At 73.7% G+C, this 26,691-nt stretch carries 21 protein-coding genes; 7 read left to right on the forward strand and 14 right to left on the reverse strand.

Going from position 1 to position 26,691, the window contains the following annotated elements; all coding sequences use genetic code 11:
- Nucleotides 1–45 precede the first annotated feature (45 nt).
- The 5 genes from OIM89_RS29285 (at nt 46) to OIM89_RS29305 (ending at nt 9,723) form a co-directional block, all read left to right on the forward strand.
- Nucleotides 46–3,084 carry a helix-turn-helix transcriptional regulator gene (locus OIM89_RS29285; RefSeq protein ID WP_264491746.1) on the forward strand — a complete coding sequence of 1,013 codons (3,039 nt, stop codon included), beginning with the start codon at nt 46–48 and terminating at the stop codon, nt 3,082–3,084.
- Between the two features lie 4 nt (nt 3,085–3,088).
- Nucleotides 3,089–5,917 carry an ATP-binding protein gene (locus tag OIM89_RS29290; RefSeq protein ID WP_030696813.1) on the forward strand — a complete coding sequence of 943 codons (2,829 nt, stop codon included), beginning with the start codon at nt 3,089–3,091 and terminating at the stop codon, nt 5,915–5,917.
- A gap of 527 nt (nt 5,918–6,444) precedes the next feature.
- On the forward strand, nt 6,445–7,140 hold the full coding sequence (locus tag OIM89_RS29295; RefSeq protein ID WP_030696814.1) for a PAS and helix-turn-helix domain-containing protein: 696 nt from the start codon (nt 6,445–6,447) through the stop codon (nt 7,138–7,140).
- 112 nt (nt 7,141–7,252) lie between these two features.
- Nucleotides 7,253–8,026, forward strand: coding sequence for an aminotransferase class IV family protein (locus OIM89_RS29300; RefSeq protein ID WP_030696815.1), 774 nt, complete (start codon nt 7,253–7,255; stop codon nt 8,024–8,026).
- Nucleotides 8,027–8,505: 479 nt separating this feature from the next.
- Nucleotides 8,506–9,723 carry an FAD-dependent monooxygenase gene (locus tag OIM89_RS29305; RefSeq protein ID WP_151170302.1) on the forward strand — a complete coding sequence of 406 codons (1,218 nt, stop codon included), beginning with the start codon at nt 8,506–8,508 and terminating at the stop codon, nt 9,721–9,723.
- A gap of 90 nt (nt 9,724–9,813) precedes the next feature.
- Here the strand turns inward: OIM89_RS29305 and OIM89_RS29310 are convergent, their stop codons facing one another.
- The 14 genes from OIM89_RS29310 to paaA all read right to left on the reverse strand — a co-directional run bounded on the left by OIM89_RS29310 (nt 9,814) and on the right by paaA (nt 24,593).
- Entirely contained in the window at nt 9,814–10,542 is a 729-nt protein-coding gene (locus tag OIM89_RS29310) for an ABC transporter ATP-binding protein (protein WP_030696817.1), read from the reverse strand.
- A 7-nt stretch (nt 10,543–10,549) separates the two neighbouring features.
- Entirely contained in the window at nt 10,550–11,350 is an 801-nt protein-coding gene (locus tag OIM89_RS29315; protein WP_047470943.1) for an ABC transporter ATP-binding protein, read from the reverse strand.
- The gene (locus OIM89_RS29320; protein ID WP_264491747.1) at nt 11,347–13,389 is read right to left on the reverse strand and encodes an ABC transporter permease; all 2,043 of its coding nucleotides are present in this window, start codon (nt 13,387–13,389) and stop codon (nt 11,347–11,349) included. The genes OIM89_RS29315 and OIM89_RS29320 overlap by 4 nt, the downstream gene beginning before the upstream one ends.
- 1 nt (nt 13,390) lies before the next feature.
- A complete protein-coding gene (locus OIM89_RS29325; protein WP_030696820.1) occupies nt 13,391–14,590 on the reverse strand; it encodes an ABC transporter substrate-binding protein in 1,200 nt (399 codons plus the stop codon).
- Between the two features lie 104 nt (nt 14,591–14,694).
- Nucleotides 14,695–15,099 (reverse strand): roadblock/LC7 domain-containing protein, encoded by a 405-nt coding sequence (locus tag OIM89_RS29330; protein WP_030696821.1) that lies wholly within the window; start codon nt 15,097–15,099, stop codon nt 14,695–14,697.
- Nucleotides 15,099–17,396, reverse strand: a complete 2,298-nt coding sequence (locus tag OIM89_RS29335; protein WP_030696822.1) for a sensor histidine kinase — start codon at nt 17,394–17,396, stop codon at nt 15,099–15,101. Before OIM89_RS29335 ends, OIM89_RS29330 begins: the two co-directional genes overlap by 1 nt.
- Before the next feature lie 858 nt (nt 17,397–18,254).
- Nucleotides 18,255–19,124 carry an alpha/beta hydrolase family protein gene (locus tag OIM89_RS29340; protein ID WP_264491748.1) on the reverse strand — a complete coding sequence of 290 codons (870 nt, stop codon included), beginning with the start codon at nt 19,122–19,124 and terminating at the stop codon, nt 18,255–18,257.
- On the reverse strand, nt 19,114–19,962 hold the full coding sequence (locus OIM89_RS29345; protein WP_264491749.1) for a tryptophan 2,3-dioxygenase: 849 nt from the start codon (nt 19,960–19,962) through the stop codon (nt 19,114–19,116). The genes OIM89_RS29340 and OIM89_RS29345 overlap by 11 nt, the downstream gene beginning before the upstream one ends.
- 45 nt (nt 19,963–20,007) lie before the next feature.
- Entirely contained in the window at nt 20,008–20,784 is a 777-nt protein-coding gene (locus OIM89_RS29350) for an SDR family oxidoreductase (protein ID WP_030696825.1), read from the reverse strand.
- Between the two features lie 43 nt (nt 20,785–20,827).
- Nucleotides 20,828–21,931: a 2Fe-2S iron-sulfur cluster-binding protein gene (locus tag OIM89_RS29355; protein WP_030696826.1), complete on the reverse strand. Its 1,104-nt coding sequence runs from the start codon at nt 21,929–21,931 to the stop codon at nt 20,828–20,830.
- An 11-nt stretch (nt 21,932–21,942) separates the two neighbouring features.
- The gene (gene paaD, locus OIM89_RS29360; RefSeq protein ID WP_226964896.1) at nt 21,943–22,461 is read right to left on the reverse strand and encodes a 1,2-phenylacetyl-CoA epoxidase subunit PaaD; all 519 of its coding nucleotides are present in this window, start codon (nt 22,459–22,461) and stop codon (nt 21,943–21,945) included.
- Nucleotides 22,458–23,246 (reverse strand): 1,2-phenylacetyl-CoA epoxidase subunit PaaC, encoded by a 789-nt coding sequence (gene paaC, locus OIM89_RS29365; protein WP_030696828.1) that lies wholly within the window; start codon nt 23,244–23,246, stop codon nt 22,458–22,460. The genes paaD and paaC overlap by 4 nt, the downstream gene beginning before the upstream one ends.
- A complete protein-coding gene (paaB, locus tag OIM89_RS29370) occupies nt 23,239–23,541 on the reverse strand; it encodes a 1,2-phenylacetyl-CoA epoxidase subunit PaaB (protein WP_030696829.1) in 303 nt (100 codons plus the stop codon). The genes paaC and paaB overlap by 8 nt, the downstream gene beginning before the upstream one ends.
- Entirely contained in the window at nt 23,538–24,593 is a 1,056-nt protein-coding gene (gene paaA / locus OIM89_RS29375) for a 1,2-phenylacetyl-CoA epoxidase subunit PaaA (protein WP_030696830.1), read from the reverse strand. Before paaA ends, paaB begins: the two co-directional genes overlap by 4 nt.
- A 297-nt stretch (nt 24,594–24,890) precedes the next feature.
- Between paaA and OIM89_RS29380 the strand changes: the two genes are divergently transcribed.
- Together OIM89_RS29380 and OIM89_RS29385 are read left to right on the forward strand one after the other, a co-directional pair.
- Complete coding sequence (locus OIM89_RS29380) at nt 24,891–25,139, forward strand: acyl carrier protein (RefSeq protein WP_030696831.1); 249 nt, start codon at nt 24,891–24,893, stop codon at nt 25,137–25,139.
- Nucleotides 25,139–26,617: a class I adenylate-forming enzyme family protein gene (locus tag OIM89_RS29385; protein WP_030696832.1), complete on the forward strand. Its 1,479-nt coding sequence runs from the start codon at nt 25,139–25,141 to the stop codon at nt 26,615–26,617. The genes OIM89_RS29380 and OIM89_RS29385 overlap by 1 nt, the downstream gene beginning before the upstream one ends.
- Nucleotides 26,618–26,691: the final 74 nt, after the last annotated feature.

Consider the following 26,691-nt stretch of genomic DNA (forward strand, 5'->3'; position numbering starts at 1 on the left):
TTACATACGCTCACCTGCTGCACTGCGCAAATGTATGATCTTCACATGCCGCCCATCGAGCTCCCGCTCCTGGAGCGCGACCGCGAACTGGCCGCCCTCTCCGCCGTGATCGGCGAGCTCGGATCCGGCCGCCCCGCGGTGGTGACGGTGACCGGAGAACCGGGGCTCGGCCAGAACGATCTGCTGCGCTGGGCGGCCGCGTACGCCACCGACGCCGGACTGCGCGTCCTCGGCGCCCACGCCACCCCCGCCGAACACGAGGTGCGGTACGGCGTGGTGGCCCAGCTCCTCGCGGAGGAGAACCGCGCACTCGCCCCGCGCCTCTTCCTCACCGACGAGCAGCCCGGCGGGCTGCCGGGCCTCAACGGCCTGCTCAACGCCGTCCGCGACCGGCCCACCCTGCTCGTGGTACGCGACACCCAGTGGCTCGACCCGGCCTCCCTGCGCTGGCTGGAAGCCCTCGCCCGGCGGCTGCCCCGCGCCCCGGTCGCCCTGCTCACCAGCACCACCGGCACCGCCCTCACCCGGCCCGAGTGGAGCGTCGGCACCCCCCTGACCGGACTGGCCACCACCATCGAGCTGGCGTTGCCGCCCCTCACCTCCAGCGGCACCGCCACCGCCGTCCTGCGGGCCTTCGGCGCCCCGGGGGACCCCGCCTTCACCGAGGCCCTCGCCGAGGCGACCCGGGGCATCCCGGCCGTGGTCCACGACGTGCTGGACCGTTTCGCCCGCGCGGGGCACAGCCCCCGGGCCGACCGGATCGACCCACTGCGCGCCCTGACCGCGGAGGTCGTCGGCGACCACGCCACCCGCGCCCTCAGCGACCTTCGCGACCCGGCCGCCGTCGACGCCCTGCGCGCCCTCGCCGTCTGCGGCGACCTCCTCGACTTCCCCCTCGTCTGCACGCTCGCCGGACCGCACTCCGTCTCCGAGTCCCGCCTGCGCGCCGCCCTGGCGGCCAGCGGTCTGACCACCCTGCGCGACGGCCACCCCCGGGTCCAGGACGCCGTCGTACGCGCCCGCGTCCTGGAGGAGATGCCTGTCGCGGACCGGGCCGAGCTGTACGCACGCGCCGCCGGGCTCGCCCAGCGCGTCGCCGCCGACGACCAGGGCATAGCCGACCTGCTGCTGCTGGCCCGCCCCGTCGGCGACCCCTGGGCCGTCGACACCCTGCGGCGGGGCTTCACCTCCGCGCTGCGCGGCGGCCGCCGCGACCTGGCCGTCGCCTACCTGGCGCGCGCCCTGGACGAACCACTGGCAGCCGAGGACCGCGCCCGGATCGAGTTCCAGCTGGCCTCCGTGGAGATGGTCACCGCCCCCGCGGCCGCCGAACGCCGCCTGGGCGGGCTCATCCGCGCCACCCGGCCCGGCCCCGGCGCCGGACTGCGGGCCCGCGCCACCGACCTGTGCCTCCTCGGCGGAGACACCCGTGCGGCCCGCCACGCCCTCGCCGGAGCCATCGATTCGGCCCCGGCCGCCCCCGAACCACGACGTGGCCCGACCGGCGCCCCGGCCGTCCCGCCCGAGGCGGAGCCCCCGTCGACTCCCCGCACCCACCTCGTCCCTCACCGTCCCTACGCGGGCACCCCGCCCGGCGCCGCCGGGCCGGACGGGAGAAGATCCGCCGCGCCGGACCTCCCCGGCAGGCCCCGCGCCCACGACGGCCCCCGCTCGTCCGGTCCCGAGGCCGTAGGACGACCGGACACCGCCGGACCGGACGAGGACCCGGCCGTCGCCGAGCGGCACGAACTGACCGTCCTGTGCCGCGTCGCCTCCTTCCTCCGCCACGACGACGCCGACCTCGACGTCCTCCCTGTCCCCGCCCTGCCCGACGCGGTGCACAACCCGGCCGTCGCGGGGGTCTGGGCCTGGGAACACGGCGTGGTCGGCCTCCACCGCGAGGAAGTACGCAGACTCGCCCGCTCCGCCTTCGTCCCCGCCGCCACCGGCCGCCCGCTCCTCGTCGTACCCCGGCTGCTCGGCTGCCGCGCCCTCCTGCTCACCGACGACGGAGACGAGGCGGAGAACCACCTCGGTGCCCTGCTCGACGAGTCCCACCGGGAGCGCGCGGCGATCTCGGTCGCCCACATCCTCACCGTCCGCGCCGAACTGCACATCCGCCACGGCCGCCCCGACGCCGCCGCCCGTGACCTGGCCGCCGCCCAGGCGGAACTCCCGCTGGACCGCCTCCACCCCCTCTTCCTCCCGTACTGGCTCGCCCTGAGCATGATCACCGATCTCCAGAACGGCCACACCGAACGGGCCCGCGAGACCGCCGCCCGGCCGCTGCCGCCGCTCGCCCACGAGAGCGCCACCACCGCCCAACTGCTCTTCGCCCGGGGGGTGCTGGCCCGCACGGCCGACGAGCCCCACCAGGCCAGGGAACACTTCCGCGCCTGCGGTCGCTGGCTCCTGCGGCACGGCTGCGTCAACCCCGCCGTCCAGCCCTGGCGCTCCCTCGCCGCCGAGGCCGCCCACACCCTCGGCGACACCGAGGAGGCCGGCCGGCTGGTCCACGAGGAGGTCCGCCTCGCCCGCCGCTGGGGTGCCGCCGCGCCCCTCGGCCGCGCACAGCTCAGCCTCGCCGTCGTCACCGAGGAGAACCGGGTCGAGAACCTCCGCGCCGCCGTCGCCACCCTCAGCGCGGCACCCGCCCGCACCGCCTACACCCGGGCCGTCATCGAACTGGCCGCCGCCGAGCGCGAGGAGAACGAGCGCCGGACCGCCGTCGCCCTCGGCCCGGCCGCCACGGTGCTCCCGCCGGTCGTCCCACCCCCTGGTCCGCACGTCCCCTCCGCGGCCCGGCCCCTCGGCCGGCCCCCCGGCCCGCGCCCGGCGGTGCTGACCGGCCGGCGGACCGCGAAGGCCCCGGGCCACGACGCCGCCGTCTGGCACGGCCTGACCACCGTCGAACGGGAGACCGCGGCCCTCGCCGCCCAGGGCCTGGGCAACCGGGAGATCGCCACGGAACTCGCCGTGACCACGCGCGCCGTGGAGCTGCGCCTCAGCGGCGTCTACCGCAAACTCCGCATCCGCGGACGTGAGGAACTGCGCGCACTCGTCCAAGAAGCGGAGGGCAGCTGATCGCATGTTGCTGGAGCGCACCACCGAGATCGCCCTGGTCGACGCCGCCCTGGGCGCCGCGACCGAAGGCAGGTCCTCCCTCGTCCTCCTCACCGGCCCCCTCGGCATCGGCCGCTCCGCCCTTCTGCAGCGGCTGTCCTGCCTGGCCGACGACCGGGACGACGTCCGGGTGCTGAGGGCCCACGCGGCCCCCATGGAACAGGACTTCGCCTTCGGAGTCGTACGGCAGCTCTTCGAGACCCTGCTCGGCGACTCGCCCGAGGACGCCCGGGACCGCTGGATGGACGCCCACGCCTCCTTCGCCCGCCACGTCCTGGCCGACGACGCCGCCCCGCCCGGGGCCGACCAGGCCATCGCCGCCACCGAGGCCGTCCTGCACGGACTGCTCTCCCTGCTCGCCAACGTGAGCGCCGACAGCCGCCTGCTCATCCTCGTCGACGACCTGCAGTGGTCCGACGTGCCCTCGCTGCGCTGGCTCACCTACCTCGCCAAGCGGCTGCACGGACTGCGGGCCGTCGTCGTCTGCGCCCTGCGCGACGGGGACCCCCGCAGCCACCACACCCTCGTCCGCGAGATCCGTGAGGCGGCCACCCAGACCCTGCGCCCCGCCTCCCTCAGCCTGACGGCCACCCAGGAGCTGGTCCGGGAGCACTTCGGCGAGGCGGGCGACGACGAGTTCGTCCAGGCCTGCCACGAGGCGTCCGTCGGCAACCCGCTCTTCCTGATGTCGATCCTCGTCGGCACCGGCTTCCTCGGCCGCCGCCCGCTCGCCGAACACGCCGAGACGGCACGCCGGCTGCGCCCTTCCCAGTTGCGCGAACGGCTCGCCAGCATCCTGCGCACCCAGCCCGCCCCGGTCCGCGACCTCGCCGCCGCCATCGCGATCCTCGGCGAACAGAGCGACGCGCCCACCCTGGCCAGACTGGCCGGGCTCGACTCGATCGGCTACGCGGGGGCCCTGCGCGCCCTCGGCGCGCTCGGTGCCCTCGCCGCCCCCGACGAACCGCGCTTCATCCACCGGTCCGTCCGCGACGCCGCCGAGTCCACCCTCACCATGGTCCAGCGGGAGCGGATGCACGACGAGGCCGCCGCCCTCCTCTACGCCGCCGGCTCCCCGGCCGAACAGGTCGCCGCCCAGCTCATGGCCGTCGTCACCAGGCGCCAGCCGTGGGCCGTCGACGTGCTGCGGGCCGCCGCCGACACCGCGCTGCGCCGCGGCGCCCCCGACACCGCCGCCGGCTACCTGTGCCGCGCCCTGCTGGACAGCCCCGCCGCGGGCGTCGGCCGAGGCCGTCTCCTCGTCGAACTGGGCACCGCGGAGAGAGGGTTCGACCCCCTCGCCTGCGAACGCCACATCGCCCAGGCCATGACCCTGCTCCCCGAACCCCGGGACCGGGCCGTCGCCGCCCTGCGCATCTCCCCGACCGCGCTGGGCCCCGCCCCGCTCACCGCCGTCGACCTGCTGCGCCAGGCCGCCGAGGATCTCGGGCCCGCCGACGGGCTCACCGGCACCGACCGCGATCTCGCGCTCCGCCTGGAAGCCAGGCTGCGCCACTGCGGCCACGAGGACCCCCACGAACTCGCCGCCTCGGCGCACCGGTTGAAGGAACTGGGCCCCGAGCCCCCGGTGGGCACCGGAGGCGAGAGGGAGCTGACGATCGCGCTGCTCGGTGCCGCGACCCTCGGCTGCCACCTGCCCTCCTCCGAGGTGGTGCGCCTCGCCGGGCGCGTCCTGGACCGCGAGCCCGCCACTTCCGCCCGCATCCACTCCACCCTCCCGCTGGCGATCATCACGATGATCGCCGCCGATTCGGTGGAGGCCGTCGACTCCTGGCTCGCCGTCGAGCACCGTGCCAACGAGCGGGGTGCCACCCCCGCCAACGCCCTGGTCCACATCGAGCAGGCCCTCGTCCACCTCGGGCGCGGCCGGCTCGCCCAGGCCCGCGAGCAGTCCGAGACGGCCCTCGGGATGACGGAGCCCGCGCACCAGGGCCTGGACACCGCGGCGACGATGACGCACGCCATCGTCGCGCTGGAGTCCCGCGACCCCTCGCTCGCCGAGAAGGTGCTGCGGCGCGCGAGCCGCATCCGGTCGCAGGGCCTCACCCTCACCGGAATCCTGCGCCTGCTGGAGGCCACCCGGGAGATCGCCGCAGGCGACCAGACCGGAGCCCTCGACTCGCTGCACTCCTGCGGCCGCCAGCTCGAGGCCGCCGGCTGGCACAACCCGGTGCTCTTCCCCTGGCGCCCCTGGGCCGTCGGCGTCCACCGCCGCCTGGGTGACATCCGCACCGCCCGAAGCCTCGCCGAGGAGGAGTACGCGCGGGCCGAGCAGTGGGGCGCTCCCGTCGGGGTGGGCCGCGCGCTGCGGCTGCTCGGCCGCCTGGAGGACGGCGGCCGGGGCATCGGTCTGCTGCGCGAGGCCGTCACCGTGCTGCGTGGCTCCGCCAACCAGCTCGAACTGGCCCGCGCCCTGTCCTCCCTCGCCGAACGCCTGGGCGGTGGCGCCGAGACCGAGGCGCTCGCCCGGGAAGCCGCCACCCTGGCCACCTCGTGCGGCGCCCCCGGCCTGGCCGAACGGGCGGCCCGGGGTGCCGGTCATCGCTCCGGACCGCCGGCCACGCCGGAGAACGTGCTCACCCCGACCGAGCGCCGCGTGGTCGGGCTGGCCTGCCGGGGGCTGACGAACCAGGAGATCGCCGGCGCCCTCGGGGTCAGCTCGCGCGCCGTCGAGAAGCACCTGACCCACGCCTACCGGCGGCTGGGCATCTCCGGCCGCCGGGAACTGATCGTCCTCTTCTCGCGCGCGGAATACGCGGGGACCGGCGAGTAATACGCGCCAAGGGAAATACCCCGACTCCTTCCGCTGCGTATGCGCGGAGGGGGCCGGGCTTCCTTGCTTCCGGCCATTGTTCTGCCTGGACCCCGGCGGCCTTCCGAAAGCCGTCTGTGTCCTCGGCCGGGAAATCTGGATGAACGTTCGTCACCATTTCTGCGGGGTGCGGGACCACGGCGAGGGGATGACAAGGGCCATCCGGTCCCCAGGTGGGGGACGGTCGCTCGAATTCGGGCCTTCCTCGCAGGCCGGAGCGGTGCAAGGCGGTGAGGTACGTACACCGAACCGTCCCGACCGAACCTCTTCGGTACGGGACCGTACCTACCGAAGGGGCTACCACAGTATTGGCTGGTCAGCCCTGGGCCGCGTTGACCGCCGATAGCCGCTTTCGTAGGATCCAAAACATCTTCTTTCTCGTCGCTGGCCCTTTCTCAAGAGCCCTGGGCGCGGTCGCCTTCTAATCAGCGTCGGCCGCGCCACCCCACCCCCGTAATGCGAAACGAAGAAAGGTCACGAGTTCCTTGATGCCCGCCACCCCCCACAGCACGCTCATGGATCCCGCGCCGACGGCCGACCCGACCGGCTCGCCCGGACGGGCCGCCGTTCTCGCGGACGGGTTCGACCGGGCCGGCGCCTATGTCGCCTGCCTCGACCCGTCTCTCACGATCCAGCAGGTCAACCAGGAGTTCGAGCGCCGCTTCGGCGGCTCGTCCTCCGAACTCTGCGGCAGCCGCTTCTGCGACCTCGTCCACCCGAGCGTCCAGCAGCCCCTCATGCACCAGTTCGCGCGGATGCTGGACGGCAAGCGGCACCGCTTCGCCACCGAGGTCATCGCGGTCGACCAGGAACGCACGGCGTCCACGCTGCCGTTGAACGCGCTCGCGGTACGCGGTGGTCGTACGCCCGACGTGGCCGCGATCCTCGTGGTGATGAACGCCGCGGAGGAGGAGGCCGGGGAGGCGGACGTCATGGCGCCCCGCAAGAAGCTCCTCAGCGAGATCGACGCACGCATCCTGGAGGGCATAGCCGCCGGGGTCTCGACCATTCCGCTCGCCTCGCGCCTCTACCTCAGCCGCCAGGGCGTGGAGTACCACGTCACCGGGCTGCTGCGGAAGCTCAAGGTGCCCAACCGCGCCGCCCTCGTCTCCCGCGCCTACTCCATGGGCGTCCTCAAGGTCGGCACCTGGCCGCCGAAGGTCGTCGAGGACTTCATCAAGTGATCCGTACGCCGTGTGCTCCGCCGGCGGCCGCCCGGCCGCCGGTCCGCACCCCCGCTCGTCCCCGTCGCGCGCTCCGCGCACGGTACGGCGGGCACAGTGACAGGGTGACGTCATGATCGAACTGGACGGGGAACCCGCCGGGCCCGGGGCGCTGGCCTCGCTCGCCCTCACCAACTACGGCCACTTCACCACGCTGCTCGTCGAGAACGGCCGGGTGCGCGGGCTCGAGCTCCACCTGGAACGCCTCATCCGCGACTGCCGGACCCTCTTCGACGCGGCGCTCGACCCGGACCGGGTGCGGAAGCTCGCCCGCCGGGCGGCACCGGAACACGGCCGGGCGACCGTCCGTGTCACCGTCTTCGACCCGGCGCTGAACCTGGGGAACATCGCCGCGGACGCCCGGCCGGGCATCCTGGTGACCTCCCGGCCCGCCCCCGACAAGCCCCCCGGTCCGCTGCGGGTACGTTCGGTGGTCCACCGCCGCGACCTTCCCGAGGTGAAGTCGGTCGGCCTCTTTCCCACCCTGCGGCTGCGCAGGCAGGCCCAGCGGGCCGGCTACGACGACGTGCTGTTCACGGGAGCCGACGGCGACCTCCTGGAAGGCGGCACCTGGAACATCGGACTGGTGCGCGACGGAGAGGTGGTCTGGCCCGGCGGAGAGGTGCTGGCCGGCACGACCCGGCAACTCCTGCGGCGTGCCACCGACGGTCCCACCGAGCTGGTCGGCCTCGCGGACCTCGACTCCGTCGAGGCGGTGTTCGCGACCAACGCCGCCGTCGGGGTCCGTCCCGTCACCGGCATCGACGACCGTGCGTTCCCGGCAGCCCATCCGTCGGTGACCCGGCTCGCGGAGATCTACCAGGCACTTCCCGGCTCCCCGCTCTGACGGGGCGCCGGCGCCGGGGCGCTCCGATCCGCCGCTCCGGCATGCGTCCCTGGGCGGACAGTCGATCGCCTGTTCCTTCCATGCCGCCCTGGCATTCGCCATTCGCCATTCGCCCGCCCGCTCTCCTTTCGGCAGCACCCGGACATTTCCCTGCAAGGCATGTGGCGAAAGCGGAAGCAGGAAGGAATGATCTCGTGTGCATCGCGGCGTCGCGGGCCGTGTGCGCGGTCAGGAGAGGCAGGCCCATCCGCGCCGGGAACGGTGAATGCACCAGGCCCCGCGTATACGCCTGCGTCCAGGGCGGCCTGACGGGCCGGTGAATGCCCTCGCCGTGCCCGGCACCCACCTCGATAGGGTTTCGCGGGTGTCCTCACCGCGGGAAAGGGCGGACAAGTCATGGACGGCGGATCGCCGGTCCGACGCGCCCCTGCGGGAAAGTCCGGAAAGGGCACCGTCGCGCGAAGAAGTGGAGAGTCAGTATGCGTGGAGGCAGTGTGGCCGTCGTCGGCGGCAGTATCGCGGGGTGTGCCGCCGCTTTGGCGGCGTCGCGCGGCGGGGCGGAGAGGATCACCGTCTTCGAACGCGCCGACGCGCGACTCCGCGACAGGGGAGTGGGCATCGGTGTCCACGACGCCCGGTACGCCGAACTGCGCGACGCCGGTTACATGGCGGACGAGATGCCGTGGGCGCCGCTGAACCGCAGGGTGTGGAGCGTCCGCGACGGCGACGCGGAGCACGGCAGAACCATCGGCACCCAGCCGTTCCCCTTCCGGGCCTACAACTGGGGTTCGCTGTGGAGCGAGTTGCGCCGCCGGGTGCCCGAGACCGCCACCTACCGGGCAGGCGCCAAGGTGGAAGCGGTGGAACAGGACACCGACGGGGTCACGGTACGCCTCGCCGACGGCGCGCCGGAACGCTTCGACCTGGTCATAGGCGCCGACGGCTACCGCTCCGTGGTCCGTGAGGCCATGTATCCGGGCACCGGTGCCGCGTACGCCGGCTACATCGGCTGGCGCGGAACCTCCCCGGACGTCTCAGGTCTTCCCTCGGACGGGCTCGACGCGCACAACATCACCTTCCCCGGCGGCCACTGCATGGCCTACCGCATCCCGGACGGCTCCGGCGGCCACCGCCTCAACTGGGTGCTCTACACGGCGCCCCCGCGGATCGACGGCCTCCACCCCGACCTGCGGACCCCCACGTCCCTGCCGCCGGGCCGGCTCAACGCGGAACTGACGGAGCACCTGCGCGCCCTGGTGGCGGCGCACTTCCCGCCCTTCTGGGCCGCCAAGCTCCTCTCCACCCCGGCCGAGACCACCTTCATCCAGCCCATCTACGACCTGGACGTGCCGCACTACGCCACCGACCGGATGGTGCTCATCGGGGACGCCGCGAGCGTGGCCCGGCCGCACCTCGGCGCCGGCAGCGTGAAGGCACTCCAGGACGCCACCGCGCTGGAGGCCGCCTGGGTGGCCGGGGACAGCTGGAAGGAGATCCTGGAGGGGTACCACGCGGCTCGGGGTCCCGTCGGCACGGCCATGGTGGGGCTCGCCCGCCGGATGGGCAGTGCCCAGGTCGAGGAGACCCCCGACTGGTCCGCGATGGGCCAGACCGAGTTCGACGCGTGGTGGCAGGAGCAGAACAACGGCTCCGACCGGCGCAGCGGCTTCGGCGGACACAGCCTGAAGCCCAGCTAGCCGAGGGCGTCGTACGTGAGGGGCGGCGGCCGGAGTGTCCGGCCGCCGCCCCTTCCCGCGTGCGCGGGCACCCGGGCCCCGTCCGTCGTCTCAGGCCTTTGCCGGGGCCAGTTCGAGGGCGGCGTTCAGTGCCGTGGGGTCGGCACGTGCCTGGTCGCCGTCCGAGCGCAGGACCGCCCGCCCCGAGGTGAGCACCGTGAGACGGTCGGCGCAGCGGACCGCCTGCGCCGGACTGGGGGAGACCAGAAGCACGGCGATTCCCTCCCCGGCCAAGGTGGTGACCAGGTCGTACACCTGCTGGACCAGGGCGGGGGCCAGGCCCTCGGTCGGCTCGTCCAGGAGCAGCACGCTCGGCGAGGCGAGCAGGGCTCGCGCCAGCGCCAGCATCTGCTGCTCACCGCCGGACAGGCTGGCGCCGCGGTGGCCGCGCCGCTCGCCGAGCCGGGGCAGCAGCTCCAGGACACGCGCGGGCGTCCACACGCTGGGGCGCGAGGCGCCACCGGAGGGCGGCGGGCGGTGGGAGAGCCGCAGGTGCTCGGCGACCGTGAGCCCCGCGAACACCCTGCGGCCCTGCGGCACCAGACCGATCCCCGCACGGGCGATCCGGTGCGCGGGCAGCCCCGTCACGTCCCGGCCGCCGAGCCGCACGGTGCCGGAGCCCGGACGCATCAGACCCGCCACGGAGTGGACCAGGGTGGTCTTGCCCGCGCCGTTGTGCCCTACGACCGCGTGCACCGTGCCGGCGGGGACCGACAGGTCGAGCCCGTGCAGGACGGTGCCGCCGTGGTAGCCCGCGGTCAGGCCGGTCACTTCGAGCATGGCGTGGTCACCTTCCGGTCTTCGTGTCGGGCGCGGTCTTGGTGACGGTGCCGCGGTAGGCGTCGCGGACCGACGGGTGGGCGAGTGCCTCCCCGGTCGGCGCGGTGACCAGGACGCGTCCGGCGGCCAGGACGGTCACCGTCTGCGCGAAATGCGCGACGACCTCGACGTGGTGCTCGACGAGGATCACCGCGACGCTCTTCGGCAGCGAGTCGAGGAGGGTCAGCAGCCGCCCGATGTCCCCGTCGGTCAGTCCGGCCGCCGGCTCGTCCAGGAGCAGCAGCCGGGGCTCACCCGCCAGCGCCGCGGCCAGGTCGAGCATGCGCCGCTGCCCGTGGGAGAGCCGGGAGGCCGGCCAGTGCGCGGCGTCGGCCAGCCCGACGGCCTCCAGGTGGGAGCCCGCCGCCGCTGCCCGCTCCCGCAGGCGCGCGGGCCGGCGCCACGCCGCGCCGAGGCCGCCGTGCGGCCAGCCCGCCAGCACCACGTTGTCCAGCACGGTCAGCGCGCCGATCACCGTGGGCTGCTGGAAGCTCCGGGCGATGCCGGCGCGGCTGCGCCGGGCGGTGCTCGTACGCGTGATGTCCGCCCCGCCCAGCACGATCGAGCCCCGGTCGGGGCGGTCGGTTCCCGCGATCAGGTTGAGCAGGGTGGTCTTGCCGGCGCCGTTCGGTCCGATGACGGCGTGCCGGGCCCCCGGAGGGAGACGCAGGCTCACGTCGTCGACAGCGGTGAGGCTGCCGAACGCGCGGGTGACACCGGTCAGTTCCAGTGCCGTCCCGGTGCGGGCGGCGGTCGTCGTGGGCGTCATGGGCCGGCCTTTCCGACGGGGCTCGGAGCGGGGGCGGAGGAGGGCGCGGACACGGCAGGAGGCTCGTCCCGGGGGCCGGGGGAGGAGGTCGTGCCCTCCTGCTCGCAGGGGGTGCCGCGCAGCCCGGCCAGGCCCCGGGGCAGGAGGTACACGGCCGCGACGAACAGCACCCCGAGCAGCAGCGGCCCGTGGCCGGGCCACGCGCCGGCCACCCAGTCCCGGGTGGCGACGATGAGCCCGGCGCCGAACAGCGCGCCGACCACGGAGGTCGTCCCGCCGATGACCGCCGCCAGCAGGGCGAACGCCGCTATCTCGAAACCCACGTCGGCCGGGGAGAGGTACTGCTGGACGGTGACCATCACCGAACCGCCGACGCCCGCCAGCGCCCCGGCGCCGATGTAGGCCACCAGCAGGTAGCGCCACACCGGGTGCCCGGAGGCGCGCATCCGCGCCTCCGCCCCGCGCGCCCCGGTCAGCAGCTTCCCCGCCGGGGAGCGGAGCACCAGGAGCGTGGCGGCGACCGCGACGGCCGCCACGACGAGCGCGTAGGTGTACAGCTCGCTCTCCTCGAACAGGTCCTCCCCGCCCCAGAGTGCCTGCGTGGACGGGAAGCCGACGAGGCCGTCGGCGCCGCCGGTGACGGACTTGAGCTGGTTGACGGCGGCGCTCGTCAGCTCGCCGACGGCCAGCGTGATCATGAGCACGGTCGTGCCGCGGGCCCGGATCACGGCGGGCCCGGTGACGGCGGAGAACACCGCGGCGGCGAGCGCCGAGAGCAGGATCTGCACGGGGCCCACGGTCCAGCCGGCGGCCGCCAGATTGGCCGTCGTGTACGCGCCGACGGCGAAGGGCGCGGTCTGGCCCAGCGTCGGCAGCCCCGCGTAGCCGGTGAGGACGGTGACGCTGACGGCGAGCAGCCCCAGCGCCAGCGCCGATCCGGCCAGCGAGATCGTGTACGCGTCGAGCAGCCCCGGCAGCGCCACCAGAGCCGCGCACAAGACGAGCAGGGGTGCCGCCCGCCGCCAGGCGGCGCCGGACGGAAGCCTGCCACGCCGAGGCGGCGATGCTGAGCCGGCCGTCGGCCGGGCGGAGCGGATCACCCGGCGCAGGCGTGCGCCGACGCGGCCGACGAGCCGGCCCAGCGGGTCCGGGACGGGCCCGTCCGTGCCGTGCCCGGTGGCCGGCTCCGCGAACCGGGAACGCAGCACCAGTACCGCCGCCATCGCGGCGAACAACAGGTACGGAGCGAGGCCCGGTGCCACGGAGACACCGAGCGTCTGGACCTCGCCGACGCCGATCGCCGCGAAGAAGGTCGCCCACAGCGAGCGCAGCCCGCCCAGGACGACCACCACGAGGGAGAGCATCAGCACGGTCTCGGCGGTACCGGGGCCGGGGCCGATGATCGGGGCTCCCAGAACCCCCGCGGCCCCGGCCAGCGCGCCCGCCGCGGCGAGCACCCCGAGGTGCACCGTCCGCGGGCTGTACCCGGTGGCCGCCAGCATCTGCGGGTCGTCCGCGGCGGCACGCACCGCCGCGCCCACCCGGGTGCGGACCAGCACCCAGGTGCCGAACGCCGCCAGGAGCACCGCCATCACGATGAAGCAGAGCCGGTAGGCCGGGTAGCGGTGGCCCAGCAGCGACACCGAGGTGTCCAGGGCCGCCGGGACGCGCACCGGCAGGTCGTCCGCCCCGAAGAACTGGATGAGCAGGTCACCGCCGATCAGGGCGAGACCGAAGGTCAGAAGTGCCTGGGCGAGATGCCCGCGCCGCGCCAGCGGGAACGAGGCCGCGGACAGCCCCGCACCCACCAGGCAGGCGGCGGTGGTCCCTGCGGCCAGCCCGAGGAGAAGGCCGCCCCAGGTCCCGTCGCTCAACTCGGCCCCCGTGTAGGCACCGACCGCGTACAGCATGCCGTGGGAGAGGTTCAGCACGCCTGCGGTGCCGAAGGCGAGACTGAGCCCGGAGGCGACCACGAACAGCAGCAGACCGTAGGCCACCCCGTCCACGGCCGGAACGAGATGAGCGTCGAGGAGTCCCATGTCAGCCGCCGAGTGTCGCCAGGTCCTCGACCATGACGTTGGCCAACTGGTCACCGTCCTTGCGTACCTGACGCAGGTACCAGGTCTGCACGGGGGCGTGCGCCTTCGCGCCGAACTCCCAGGCGCCGCGCGGGCTGTCGATCTGGCCCAGTCCGTCGATGGCCTTGTTGACGGTCTGCGGGGTCACCTCGCCGTCCTTGGCGGCGTCCGCGACCGCCTTGTCCAGCACGGCCGCCGCGTCGTACGAGGACATGGCGTAGGTGGTGGGCTGGGAGTCGTGCTTGGCGGTCCAGTCGGCGACGAACTTGCGGTTGGCGTCGTTGTCCAGGTCGGCCGAGTAGTTGAGGACCGAGTAGATGTCCTTCGCCGCGTCACCCTGGGCCTGGAGCACGCTGCCCTCGGTCACGAACGCGGTGTAGAGCGGCAGATGGGCGATGTCGGACTGCGCGTACTGCTTGGCGAAGTCGATCGCGGCCTTGCCGGCGTAGAAGCAGTAGACCGCCTTGGCGTCCGTCTTGGCGATCTCCGCGAAGTACGGCATGAAGTTCGTGGTCTTCGGGAAGGGCGTCCAGGTGGTCTTGCCGTCGGGGTTGGCGAGCTTGCCCTTCACCCGCTTGAACTCGTCGGTGAAGCCGCGCAGTTCGTCGTAGCCGCCCTGGTAGTCCGGTCCGATCGCGTAGACCGGGCCGTCCACCTTCTCCTTGATGTACGGGGCGATCGCCCGGCCCGGCTCGTCGGACATGAAGCTCGTCGTCCAGATGTACTCGAGGTCCTTGACGGGCGGCCTGGCGTTGGACCCCAGGAAGGGGATCTTGGCCTGCTCGACCAGGGGCAGGACGGCGTTGACCGAGCCACCGCTGACGAAGCCGGTCAACACGTCGACCTTGTCCTTCTTGACCAGCTTGGTCGCCGCGGGCACGGCGGTCGGCGGGCCGTCGCCCTCGTCGGCGACGATCAGCTCGACCTCACGGCCGCCCAGCTTGTTGTCGTGCGTCTCCAGGTACAGCTCGAAGCCGGCCCGCAACTCGGTGCCGACCGGCTTGTAGGTGCCGGAGAGCGAGGCGACGAGGCCGACCTTCAGCTTGCCGTCGCCGGCGTCGCCGCCGCCGGAGCATCCGGTGACCGCGGCCAGGCCGAGGGCGACGGCGGCGGCGCCGAGCGCCCGGGCTCTGCGGCGGGGGGTAGAGGCGCGAAAGAACATGGAGGTTCCCAATCAGGGGAAAGGGGGCGGGGGCACGAGCGGGTCGCCCGGTCGGACGGCGGCACGGAGGTGACGCGCCGCCGCGTTCCGACGGAGCGGCCCGGTCAGTTGGAGAGCTGGGTGTGCGGGTCGCGGAGCTGCGGGGAGAGGGAGTCGCCCACCTGGTTGATCAGCTCGGCCATCATGTAGCTGACCTCGCCGATGTCGGCGTCCCGGGTGGTCGTCACCAGCAGGGAGGCGCCGGTGGAGACGGCCATGGAGAACATGTAGCCGCCCTCCATGGCGGTCAGGCTGTGCTCCACGGGGTCGGTCTCCGTGGCCTGGGCGGCCGCGGACAACAGGTTCACGATGCCGGAGGCGATGGCGGCGAGCCGGTCGGCCTCGTCGCGGTCCAGACCGGCGTAGGCCAGTGCCAGACCGTCCACAGAGACGGCTATCGCCCGGGTGACCTCCGGGACGCGACCGGTGAAGTCCTGGAGGATCCAGCTCAGTTCGGTGGGTTCGTTCATCACTTGCTCCGTTCGGTGTTGCCGTCGTCGGTGGAGCGACCGCGGTGGGTCGTGCTCCTGTTGACTCCCTGCGCGTAGGCCGCCAGAACGTCGGACACCTGCCGGGAATCGCGGCGGCGCGGCGGCTTGCGGGGACCGCTCGTCCCGGGGCGCCGCTCGGTGGTCTCGCGCTTGCCGGCCGAGGGCCACTGCTGCGGAGCGTTGCGCTTGCGGACGGGCAGACCCGACGCGCTGACCCCGGCGATCCGGTCGGCCGGCTCGCCCGCCGGGGGCGGGGGAGGCGCCGCGACGCGTTCGCGCTCCGCCACCGCGGTCGTCCCGGCCGCCCGGCGGGCCGGCCGGGGACGGCCGCCGGCGAGCTCCGCACCGGGTGGGGTGCCGGTCTCCCAGGGTGAGGCGGCGGTGTTCCGCTCCATCGTGACCAGCACGCCCGGGGGCAGGGTGATCTCGGCGATGGTGCCGGGGCCGGAGGAGTCACGCAGTTCCACGACGATGCCGTGCCGGGCGGCGAGCCGCGCCACCACGTGCAGGCCCATGAAGCGGACGTCGCCGACCCCCGCTTGCGGCTCGCGCAGCGCGGCGTTGTGGATGGCACGGCGGTCCGGCGGGATGCCCACGCCCTCGTCCACGATCTGCACGACGGCCTGCTCGCCCAGCCGCCAGACGGTGACGCCGACCGGCGACTCCGGGGACGAGAAGCGGGTCGCGTTGTCGAGGATCTCGGCGAGGATGTGCGCCACGTCGTGCACCGCCCGCGCCGCGATTCCGACATCGGCCTCGACGACGCCGAGCGTCACCCGCTCGAAGCGCTCGATCTGCTGGGCCGCGGCCATGACGACGGTGGAGCAGTCGACATCGTCGGTCCGCACCCGGCCGTGCCCGAAACCACCCAGCACCAGGATGTTGTTGGTGTTGCGCTCCATCCGGACGGCGAGATGGTCGAGGGCGAAGAGGGTCTTCATCCGCTCGGGGTCGGCCTCGTCGCGCTGCACCGTGTCCAGTTCGGACACCATGATGCTGGTGAGCTGGGCGCCACGGCGCGCGACCCCGACCAGCGTCTCGGCGAACTGCGCGTGGATGTGCGCCTGTTGCGCGGCCAGCCGGACGGCCTCGTGATGGACGGCGTTGAACGCCTCACCGACCTCGCCGATCTCGTCGTCACCCGTGGTCTCGACCGGATCGGCGGTCCGCTTCGCGACCTCCTCGGGAGTGGCGCCCCGCAGGGCTCCTGGCTGGGACAGCTCGCTCATCACCGCGGGCAGGCCCGTCTGGGCGACGCCACGGGCCGCGTTGCGCAGACCGTGCAGGCGGCGGATCATGACCCGGCCCAGGCGGAAGGCCACGACCACGGCGCCGACCAGGGTCAGCACCACCAGGACGAGTTCGCCGCCGGCCGTCCAGAACAGCAGGGTGCGCTCGGCCGAGACGGTCTCGTGGACGGAGGCGTCGACCCGCTTCTCCACCGACCGCAGCAGCTCCTGCCGGTCCGCCGAGGCCTTGATCCACTCCTTCGGGGCGACATCGATGTCCTGGTCGACACCGGTGCGGCTGATGCGGTCCTCCAGCCGGCGGGCCTCCAGTGCCTTCTCGCCGGAGAGGGTGCGCTCCAGCATGGTCCGCCACTCACCGGGGCCGAGGCCGTACAGGGTCCCGATGGACTCGGTGTAGCCGAGGCGGCTGGCGTCGAAGGTCCGTCGTGAGGCGGTGGTGAAGCCGCCCGTCGCCTGCGCACGCATGACCGTGACCTGCTCCTGAGCCGTGTACTCGGCTGCTTCGGAGAGGGCGGCGGCGGCGCGGATCCGGTCGGCGATGTCGGCGTCGACACCGTCGGCCTGGGCGATGCCGTCCCGGTAGCCGATCAGGTCGGCGATCACGATCCGGTAGCCGAAGGCGAGCGCGGAGATGGTGCTGCTGCCCGAGCGTGCCTGGGCGCGCAGGGACACCAGTTTCTCCACGGAGCGCTCGATGCGGTCCAGCATGACCTGGGCGTTCTGGGGGACCTCGGACAGGTCCGCGATCCCCTGACGGAACCGGGCGACGCTCCGGTCGGTCGTCTCGGAACTCCCGCGGAACGTGTCCAGGTCTCCCTGGCCGGAGACGAGCGCGGTCGCCGCGACCCGTTCGTGCTGCAGATGCTCGGTCAACTCCGCTGCTCCGGCGGCTGCTTCGACCATGTCGGCCAGCCGGTCGGCCTGCAGCGCCTGGCTGGCCGCCGGAGCGAGGGCCAGCCCCGAGAAGGTGACGGCCACCGCCAGGGGTGCGGCCACGAGCAGGGTGAGGCGGCGATTGATTTTCACTGAACGGCTCCATCGCAGGAACCGGTGTTGAGTATCGGTGACACGCAGATACCTAGGGATGGGGGAAGTGGGGGGTGGAGCTGGCACACCGCGCGCATCGTCACAGAGAGGGCAGACGGGGCAGCGATGGCGCGGCCTGATCCTACGTGTTCGCCAGTGACCGCGGATGTACGCAGTGTTGAGAATTCAGAGCACTCAAGCGCACATGATCACCTCAGTTCGATCACACACGGGATCACCGGTGAATCCTCAACGCGGCGCCGGCGGGGGCGGTTGCAGGCCTGATGGGCGATTTCGCGACCTTCGGACCACCCTCCGGGGTAGCTTGGCGGGTGGTGTCGGCGCGAGATTCATCCAAGTCAAGCCTGTGACTGTGTAGATGATGTGATGGACCGACACATGGCTTCACGAGTCACGCACTTGAGGCCCGCAGGGCGTCGTTCGAGGCAATGAGAACGGCACGAGACCGCCTCAGGGCCGTGGTTCCAGCGGGCCTCGGCGCGAAAGCGCACGTGAGAGGGGTTTCGTCGGCGTCCGGGGAGCCGCAGGAGGTGGCGGCACGGGTGAGCGGGTCCGTGTCCGGTGCGGCAACACCATTAGGGAAACACCTGAAAAACATGAGAAGTGCACGGTCCGGAGAGGCGGGTCCCAGCCGATCCGGAAGACCCGGCCGGCCTCCCGCGTGGCTCGAAGTGAGTGTCCAGACGCCACGGCAGCTCGAAGTCCGCCGGGCGCAGCGGCTGTTCGGTGCGGAGCGGCGACGGAGCCGGCAGCGAGGCTGCACCTCTGGCTGCCGGCCCCGGCGAGGCGCCGTCGGGATCGGGCGGCCCGGTCCGGGCGGTCCGGGCGGACCGGGCGTCAGGTGAGGCCGGCACCCCTCGCCGTGGCCCGCCGGTCCGTGGGGCCCGCCGTGGTGCCGGGCCCCCGCTGCTCGCAGGCCATCCGCCACAGCGTGTCGGCGACCTCGCGGGCCGCCGGCGCCCCTGGCTCGATGAGCGTGTAATGCCCCGTGCCCGGCAGGACGACGGTGCGCAGGTCGTGGTGGACGGCGGCGTAGTCGGAGAACTGGGTCAGCGGCACCTCCTCGTCCACCTCGCCGTGGAGCAGCACGGTCGGCACCCCCGTCGTCCCCGCGCCGCTGAGCAGGGTGAGCGGGTCCACGGACGCCATGTGCGCGGCGAACCCCTCCTCGCCGCCCATCAGTTGCAGCGCGGCGTCGTCGCTCAGCCCGTCCCGGCGGGTCGCCGCGAGGTCGGTGAGCGGCGCCAGGGCGAGGACACCCGTGGGGAGCGTGGAGGTGTGCCACGGCGACCCGGGCGGCAGCAGCCCGCGGGCGGCGCACCACAGGGCCAGATGACCGCCCGAGCAGTGCCCGGCGAGGATGTACGGCCGCCCCCCGGGCAGCGTGTCCACGAGGCGGGCGACGTCGTCGAAGGTCTCGGGGTATCCCCCCGCCCCGCCCGACCTGCGGAACCCGGGAAGCACCGTGGAGAGCCCCTGCCCGGCCAGGTAGGCGGCGAACGGTGTCAGATGCATCCGGTCGTACCGCCAGTACCCGCCGTGCAGCAGGATCACCAGCGGGGCGTCCGGGTCCTCGGCCGGCCAGGCGTCGTAGACCTGGTGCGGGTGGTCGCCGTACCTGCCGTGGTGGGGCGCCAGTACCGGCTTCAGGCTGAGGACACGCTTCTCCTCCTCCGCCGCGAACGCGGAGATGGCCCTAGAGCGCACCGCGTGCCTCCCACAGCTCGGGGAAGACCACACGCCGGGCGCGCTGCTCCAGGTAGGCCACTCCGGCGGTGCCCCCGCTGCCGGGCTTGGCCCCCATGGCCCGGCGCACCACCGTCAGGTGGTCGAACCGCCAGCGGGCGACCAGCTCGGCGATGTCGGTCAGCGCCTCCGCGAGCTGGGCCGGTGCCTCGTACGGCGATCCGGCGTAGACGCCGCGCCACAGCTCCACCACGGCCGGGTCGGAGGTGTAGGAGAGGGAGACGTCGCGTTCGCGGACGTGCGCGGGCACGGGCAGGCCCTGGCGGTGCAGGCAGCACAGGACCTCGTCGTAGAGGGACGGCTCGCGGTGGGCGTCGCGCAGCGCCTCGTGGACGGCCGGGTCCCCGCGATGGGCGTTCACCAGGGACTGCGACTTCTCGCCGAGCAGGAACTCGATGTGCCGGTACATCGCCGACTGGAAACCGGAGGCCCGGCCGAACGCGGTCCGGAAGCCCTCGAACTGGCGGGGCGTCAGCGCGGCGATCGGCTGCCAGGAGTCGTTGAGCGCGGACAGGGCGCGCCGGCTGCGGACCAGGGCGTCGAGCGCGGCGGGCAGGTCGTCCTTGACGAACGCCTCCCGCGCCGTGCGCCACTCGTGGACGATCAGGGTGAACCACAACTCCATCACCTGCGTGGTGACGAGGAATCCCATCTCGTCGGCGGCTTCGGTGAGGGGCTGTTGCAGGGTGTTGAGGACGGAGGCGTGGACGTACTCCTCGTAGGGGCTGGCGCCGGAGAAGGGGCGGGTCAGCGGGGTGTCCTCGGCGGGATCCGCGAGAGCGGACGGGCCGTCGTTCATCGGGGCTCCTAGGAACAGACCGGTGTGGGGCGCGGGGACGGCCGGTCACAGACCGAGGCCGACACCGCCGGTGGCGTCGATCCACTGCCCGGTGACCCAGCGGGCCTCGTCGCTCGCCACGAAGGAGACGACGTCGGCGATGTCGGCGGGGGCGCCGAGCCGGTCGAAGACCGACGCCGAGGAGAGGGCCTTGCGGATCTCCGGGTTGCTCAGCGTCGGGTTGATCTCGGTCTCGGTGAATCCGGGCGCGACCGTGTTGACCGTGATGCCGCGCGGGCCCAGCTGCTTGGCGAGGGCCGGCGTGAGCACGTCCAGGGCGCCCTTGCTCATCGAGTAGGCGACGATCGCCGGGTAGGCGGTCTGCGTCGCGGCGGAGGAGATGCTGATGATCCGGCCGCCGTCACGCAGCCGCTCCAGGGAGCGCTGGACGATGAAGAACGGCGCCCGGGTGTTCACCGCGAAGACCCGGTCGTACTCCTCCTCGGTGACGGCGGCGATGGGACGGGGCAGGGTGATGCCGGCGTTGTTGACCAGGATGTCCAGCCCCGGCCGGGAACCCGTCCCCGACAGCGCCTCGTCGAAGGCCGCCCAGAGCGTGGCGGCGTCCCCGTCCACGCCCAGTTCCGCGTGGACGGGGAAGGCACGCCCACCGTCCGCCTCGATCTCCTTGACCGTCCGCCCGGCCGCCGCGTGGTCGTGGCCGTAGTGGACGGCCACCAGAGCGCCCTCGGCGGCCAGCCGCCGGCTGATGGCGCGGCCGATGCCCCGGCTGCCGCCGGTGACGAGTGCGGTTCTGCCCTGGTGCCGCTGGGTGGTGGTCATGGGACTCTCCTCGTGGAAGGGGTGGAAGGGGTGGAAGGGGGACTCAGGCGTCGAAGTCGAGCGTCACGTCGTCGGTGTGCGGCCGGGCCCGGCACGCGAGGGTGTAGCCCGCCGCGAGGTCGGCCGCGTCCAGCGCGTGCTGCCGGCCGAGGGTCACGGCCCCCCGGACGACCTTGGCGCGGCAGTTCCCGCACACCCCGTCACGGCAGGCGTAGGGCGCGTCGGGGCGGGACCGCAGCACGGTGTCGAGGAGCGTGGTGTCCTCCGGTGCCGTCGTCACCGTGCCGGTGCGCCCGGCGAGCACGGTGGTGACCCGCCCCTGGCGGACGGCGGGGGCCTCGGGCTCCGGCTCCGGCGGCGCCCCGTCGGTGGAGAACAGCTCGAAACGGACGGTGTCCGGCTCGGCCCCCCACCTCTCGAGGGTGGAGCGGACCGTCTCCACCAGGCCGTACGGTCCGCACACCGCGAACCGGGTCGCGGGGCCGGGCCGGGCGCCCAGGAGGGTCAGCAGCCGCGTCAGCCGGTCCGCGTCGATCCGGCCGCTGAACAACTCGGTCTCGCGCCGCTCGCGGGAGAGCACGTACAGCGCGGTGAAGCGGTCGACGTACGCGTCCTTCAGCACGGCCGTCTCGTCGGCCAGCAGGGCGCCGCGGGCCGTGCGCGCCGCGTGCACCAGGGAGACCCGGCACGTCGGGTCCTCCCGCAGGGCGGCCGCCGCCATCGGGGCCAGCGGCGTGATGCCGCAGCCTCCGGCGATCAGCACGTGGTGCGCGCCGCGTACCTGCGGCAGCCCGAAGTGGCCTGCGGGCGGACCCACCTCCAGGAGGTCACCGGCCGCGAGCCGCTCCAGGGCGTGGGCGCCGAAACCGTCGGAGGTGTTGCGCTTCACCACCAGCCGCAGCGCCGCCGGGTCCTCGGGAGGCGGGCACACCGAGTAACTGCGGCGCAGTTCCCGGCCTCCGGACCGGTGCCGGACGACGACGTGGGCGCCGGGCCGGTGGGCGAACCGCTCGCGCAGGCCGTCCGGAACCTCCAGGGTGATCGCGATGGTGTCCTCGGTGAGCCGGTCCAGCAGGGTGACCGGCAGCGGGTACCAGCCGGTGCGCGGCGGCGCCGCCTGCGCCGCCCTCGGAACCGCAGTGTCCATGGGGTGTCGCCTCACATCGCCGTCATCAGGGGAAAGGTCTCCCGGCAGCCGGCGCAGTGGAGCATCGACTGACAGCGGGCGGGGCCGAACGCGCTGCGCGGACGGGTGGCCAGGGAACCGCAGTACGGGCAGGGCGTACCGAGACCGAGCCGTACGGGCTCGGGGGCGTCCGAGGGCGCGGGCGGCGCGATCCCGTGCGCGGCCAGCGCGGACCGGCCCCGCGCACTGATCCGGTCCGAACTCCAGGCGGGCGCCAGCACGTGCCGGACGCGGCCCTCGGGGTGACCGCACCGCACGAGCACCTCCCGCACGGAGGCGGTGATCGCGGGCAGGGCCGGGCAGCCCAGAAAGGTCGGCAGGATCGCCACTTCGAGGATTCCGTCCTCCGCGACCGCCACGGACTCGACCACCCCGAGGTCGCCGAGGCCGATCATCGGCAGTTCCGGATCGGGCACCTCGCCCACCTGCCGCGCCACCTCCGCCACCGGCAGCGGGGCGGGGGAGGGCTCCGGGTGCGGGGGACCGCTCACCACGTGCCTCCCGGGAACTGCCGGTGCACCGACTGGAGTTCGGCGATCAGCGGGCCGAACGCCTCGGTGTGCAGGCCGTCGCGGCCTCCGGTGGCGTGCCACTTCGGCGCGGGGAGCGGCAGTCCGGCCCGCTCCAGCACGGCCGCCACCTCCTGGTGCCAGCGTTCGCGCAGCGGGCCCGGTGCGGGGACGGCACCCGCCGCGGTGAGCCCGCGCACCAGCGCGTCCTCCTCGAACAGTTCGGCCGTGCACGGCCACACCCGCTCCAGCCCGGCCCGCATCCGCCGCGCGCTCTCCGCGGTGCCCAGGCCCAGCCGGACCACCCAGTCGTCGGCGTGCCGCCGGTGGTAGGCGACCTCCTTGGCCGCCCGGACCGCGAACGCCGCCAGCTCCGGGTCCGTACTCGCGGCCAGGGCCTCGTACAGGAGCACGGCGTGGTGCGTGTAGGCGAGCTGTCGCGCCACCGTCCCGGCGAAGTCGCCGTCCGGGATCTCGACGAGGAGCGCGTTGGTGAACTCCCGTTCCGTGCGCAGGAACGCGAAGTCGTCCTCGGTGCGGCCGGTGCCGTCCAGGCGCCCGCCGAGGGTCAGCAGTGTCCGGGCATGGCCGACCAGGTCGAGCGCGATGTTGGAGAGCGCCAGGTCCTCCTCGATGGCCGGCGCCCTGGTGATCCACCGGCACAGCTGCTGCGCGAGCACCAGCGCGTCGTCGCCGAGCCGCACCGCGTACCGCGCCAGCGCGGCGTCCGTACCCTGCCGGGTCGACCCGGTCACCGTCTCAGTCATCGCCCTCGCCCCCTTCCGACAGCGGTACGAACTCCTCCGGGTAGCGGTACGGCTTGTGCGGCGCGTTGCTGAAGAACGGGTCGCGTTCGTCCGGCGACGCCGCGTACACCGTGTCCGAGCGCACGACCCACAGCGACAGCGGCTCGCCGCGCCGGGTGTACAGGTCGCGGGCGTGGGAGAGCGCCATGTCGGGATCGCTCGCCCGTACCGACCCCACGTGCTGGTGGGACAGCCCGCGGCGGGGCCGCAGGAACACCTCCCAGGACGCCGGGGCGCCCTCCGCCGGCCCGCTCACGCCACCGCCTCCGTGCTCGTGCCCGCCGTGTCCGCACCGGACTGCCGCGCCGCGTACGCGGCGGCCGCCTCCCGGACCCACGCGCCGTCCTCGTGCGCGGCGACCCGGTGGGCCAGCCGCTGCCGGGCGGTGTGCGTGTCGTCGCCCAGGGCGCCCCGGTACAGCTCCCAGTCGACCGGACCGAAGTCGTAGTGCCCGCGCTCCTCGTTCCAGCGGATGCCGGGGTCGGGCAGGGTCAGGCCGAGGCGTTCCGCCTGCGGCACGCAGTGGTCGACGAACCGCTGGCGCAGTTCGTCGTTGGTGTGCCGCTTGATGCCCCAGGCGATGGCCCGGCGGGAGACCGCCGCCCCCAGCGCGGCCGATTTCGCGTCGCCGCCCGCCGCGTCCGTGTCCGGCGGCCCGAACATCAGCGCCACCGCCGGCAGCCACCAGCGGTCCACCGCGTCCTGCGCCATCGCCTTCTGCGCGGGCGTGCCCTCGCAGAGCGCCTTCATCAGGTCGTACCCCTGCCGCACGTGGAACGCCTCCTCCTGGCACACCCGGCGCATGGCCCGCGCGTAGGGCCCGTACGAGGTGTGGCACAGCGGCGCCTGGTTGATGACCGCGGCGCCGTCCGTCAGCCAGGCGACGGCCCCGGTGTCCGCCCAGGTCAGTGCCGGGTGGTTGAAGGTCGCCGCGTACCGCTGCTGGCCGCGGTGCAGCGCCGCCAGCAACTCCGCGCGGTCCACGCCCAGCGTCTCGGCCGCCGAGTACAGGTACAGGCCGTGGCCCGCCTCGTCCTGGACCTTCGCCAGCAGGACGGACTTCCGGTGCAGCGACGGTGCCCGGGTCAGCCAGGCGCCCTCCGGCTGCATCCCGATGATCTCGGAGTGCGCGTGCTGGGCGATCTGCCGGATCAGCATGCGGCGGTAGCCGTCCGGCATCCAGTCCCGGGGCTCGACCGTCTCCCCCTCGGCGAGCAGCGCCTCGAACTCGGCGGTGAGCCGGGCCTGCGACGCCGCCTCTTCGTCGGCGGCGGGGGAGGCCGTCCCCCGCGCCGGTGCGCCGGTCATACGGCCCCGTCCCCGGGCCGGGGCCACACCGGACCGGTGTCGCGGACCGCGACGGCGGTCTGCGCGCGCTGCCTGGGCACCTGCATCACATCCTCTGCTGCCAAGGGGGGAACCTCCGTACCCGGGAAGAGGCGTCCGCCCCGGCCCGCTATCCCTCGCCCTCCCGATCCGGCGCGTGACGAGCGTCACCACGGGGCCGGGGGATTGCCGCCGCCTCCTCGCGCCTCTTCCTCTGCGACAACACGCGTGTGTGGCCGGGACCGGCGGACGGCCGCGGCTGAGTGAAGAGGAGAAGGCATGAGCACCATCAGGGAGTTGCTGGTCGAACTCACCGGCACCACCGAGTACGCCGAGACCCTCGGTGACGACGTCGACCTGGCCGGCAGCGGCATCGACTCGGGCGACCTGGTGCGCCTGGTCCTCCTGGTCGAACAGCGCACGGGAGTGGAGATCACCGGGGACGACATGGAGGAACTGCGGACCATCGCCGACTACGAGCGGTTCGTCGCCGAGCGCACGACGGCCGGGACGGCCGGCGGTGCCTGATGTGGCTGACCCAGTTGGCGGAGCGCAACCGCCAGTGCCACCCCGACCGCACCGCCCTCGTCGACGAGCGGCGTAGCGTCACCTGGGCCCAGTTCCACGACCGCACGGTCGAACTCGCCCGGGGCCTGGCCGCCCTCGGAATCCGGCGCGGTGACCGGGTCGCCGTCCTCGCCCAGGACCGGATCGAGGTGGTGGAGAGCTACTTCGCCCTCGCCCGGCTCGGCGCGCTCTTCGTGCCGCTCAACCACAGTCTGGCCGTCCCCGAGGTCGCCGGCATCATCGAGCGGGTCGGCGCCGTCGCCGTCCTCGGGGAGTCCGCCCTGCTCGACCGGCACACCTCGCTCCCCGCCTCCGTGCGCATCCGGATGCCGCTGGACAAGCCCGTCTTCGACGCGCTCGGCACGGTGGACGAGCCCGTCGAGCTGCCCGAGGTCGCCGACACCGACCCCGTCGCGATCCTGCACACCTCCGCGACCACCGGACAGGCCAAGGGCGTCACCGTCGACGGCGGCTCCTTCCGCGCCATCGCCCTCGGCTGGCTCGTCCTCGCCCGCCCCACGGACGACATCGTGATGGTCAACTGCTGCCCGCTGTACCACGGCAGCATGGTCGTCTCCCTGACCTACATGGCCGCGGGCGCCACCATCGTGCTGATGCCCGGTTTCACCCCGCAACGCGCTCTCGCCGCGGTGGAGGAGAACCGGGCCACCCACATGTGGATGGTCCCGCAGATGGTGCGGTTCATGCTCCAGGCCAAGGGCTCCCACCGCACCGACCTCGGCTCCCTGCGGGAGATCCTGTACGGCGCCGCACCCATGCCGCTCGACGTGTACGCGGAGGCCGTCGAACGGCTCGGCTGCGGCTTCCGCCAGGTGTACGGCATGACCGAGGTCGGCGGACCCTTCGTCACCCTGGGTCCGGACGAGCACCCCGAGCCCGGCGACGTCACCGCGCGCATCCCCTGCGGACGCGTCGTCCCCGGCATGTCCGCCCGCGCCGTCGGCGAGGACGGGCGGGAGGTGGAGCGCGGCGAGATCGGCGAGATCGTCGTCCGGGGACCCGGCGTCATGCAGGGGTACTGGAACGACCCGGAGTCCACCGAGGAGGTCACGGCCGACGGCTGGGTCCGCACCGGCGATCTGGGCTTCGTCGACGAGGGCGGACGCATCCACCTGGTGGACCGCAGCAAGGACGTCATCATCCGGGCCGGTCAGAACGTCTACCCCTCGGAGATCGAACGCGCCCTGACGTCCCATCCGCAGGTCCGCGACGCGGCCGTCGTCGGCGTGCCCGACGAGGACTACGGCGAGGTCCCGCTCGCCTACGTCGTCGTCGAGGAGGGGACGACCACGGCCACCCTGCTGGCGCACGTCCGCGAGAACCTGGCCCCGTACAAGCGGCCCCGGACCTTCGAGTTCATCGAGCGGGTGCCCCGCAACCCCGCCGGGAAGATCCTCAAGAAGGCGCTGCGCGCCTGAGCCCCCCGGCACCGCTCCACCGGAGAAGAGACGAGGGCCGGTACCCCGCCGGGGGTACCGGCCCTCGTACGTGC

The sequence above is a fragment of the Streptomyces sp. BI87 genome (assembly GCF_025957665.1).
Taxonomy (GTDB): Bacteria; Actinomycetota; Actinomycetes; order Streptomycetales; family Streptomycetaceae; genus Streptomyces; species Streptomyces albidoflavus.

Coding starts and splice junctions, on each gene's coding strand:
- OIM89_RS29285 (WP_264491746.1), top strand. CDS start 46: ATGCCGCCCATCGAGCTCCCGCTCCTGGAGCGCGACCGCGAACTGGCC.
- OIM89_RS29290 (WP_030696813.1), top strand. CDS start 3,089: ATGTTGCTGGAGCGCACCACCGAGATCGCCCTGGTCGACGCCGCCCTG.
- OIM89_RS29295 (WP_030696814.1), top strand. CDS start 6,445: ATGCCCGCCACCCCCCACAGCACGCTCATGGATCCCGCGCCGACGGCC.
- OIM89_RS29300 (WP_030696815.1), top strand. CDS start 7,253: ATGATCGAACTGGACGGGGAACCCGCCGGGCCCGGGGCGCTGGCCTCG.
- OIM89_RS29305 (WP_151170302.1), top strand. CDS start 8,506: ATGCGTGGAGGCAGTGTGGCCGTCGTCGGCGGCAGTATCGCGGGGTGT.
- OIM89_RS29310 (WP_030696817.1), bottom strand. CDS start 10,542: ATGCTCGAAGTGACCGGCCTGACCGCGGGCTACCACGGCGGCACCGTC.
- OIM89_RS29315 (WP_047470943.1), bottom strand. CDS start 11,350: ATGACGCCCACGACGACCGCCGCCCGCACCGGGACGGCACTGGAACTG.
- OIM89_RS29320 (WP_264491747.1), bottom strand. CDS start 13,389: ATGGGACTCCTCGACGCTCATCTCGTTCCGGCCGTGGACGGGGTGGCC.
- OIM89_RS29325 (WP_030696820.1), bottom strand. CDS start 14,590: ATGTTCTTTCGCGCCTCTACCCCCCGCCGCAGAGCCCGGGCGCTCGGC.
- OIM89_RS29330 (WP_030696821.1), bottom strand. CDS start 15,099: ATGAACGAACCCACCGAACTGAGCTGGATCCTCCAGGACTTCACCGGT.
- OIM89_RS29345 (WP_264491749.1), bottom strand. CDS start 19,962: ATGAACGACGGCCCGTCCGCTCTCGCGGATCCCGCCGAGGACACCCCG.
- OIM89_RS29350 (WP_030696825.1), bottom strand. CDS start 20,784: ATGACCACCACCCAGCGGCACCAGGGCAGAACCGCACTCGTCACCGGC.
- OIM89_RS29355 (WP_030696826.1), bottom strand. CDS start 21,931: ATGGACACTGCGGTTCCGAGGGCGGCGCAGGCGGCGCCGCCGCGCACC.
- paaC (WP_030696828.1), bottom strand. CDS start 23,246: ATGACTGAGACGGTGACCGGGTCGACCCGGCAGGGTACGGACGCCGCG.
- paaA (WP_030696830.1), bottom strand. CDS start 24,593: ATGACCGGCGCACCGGCGCGGGGGACGGCCTCCCCCGCCGCCGACGAA.
- OIM89_RS29380 (WP_030696831.1), top strand. CDS start 24,891: ATGAGCACCATCAGGGAGTTGCTGGTCGAACTCACCGGCACCACCGAG.
- OIM89_RS29385 (WP_030696832.1), top strand. CDS start 25,139: ATGTGGCTGACCCAGTTGGCGGAGCGCAACCGCCAGTGCCACCCCGAC.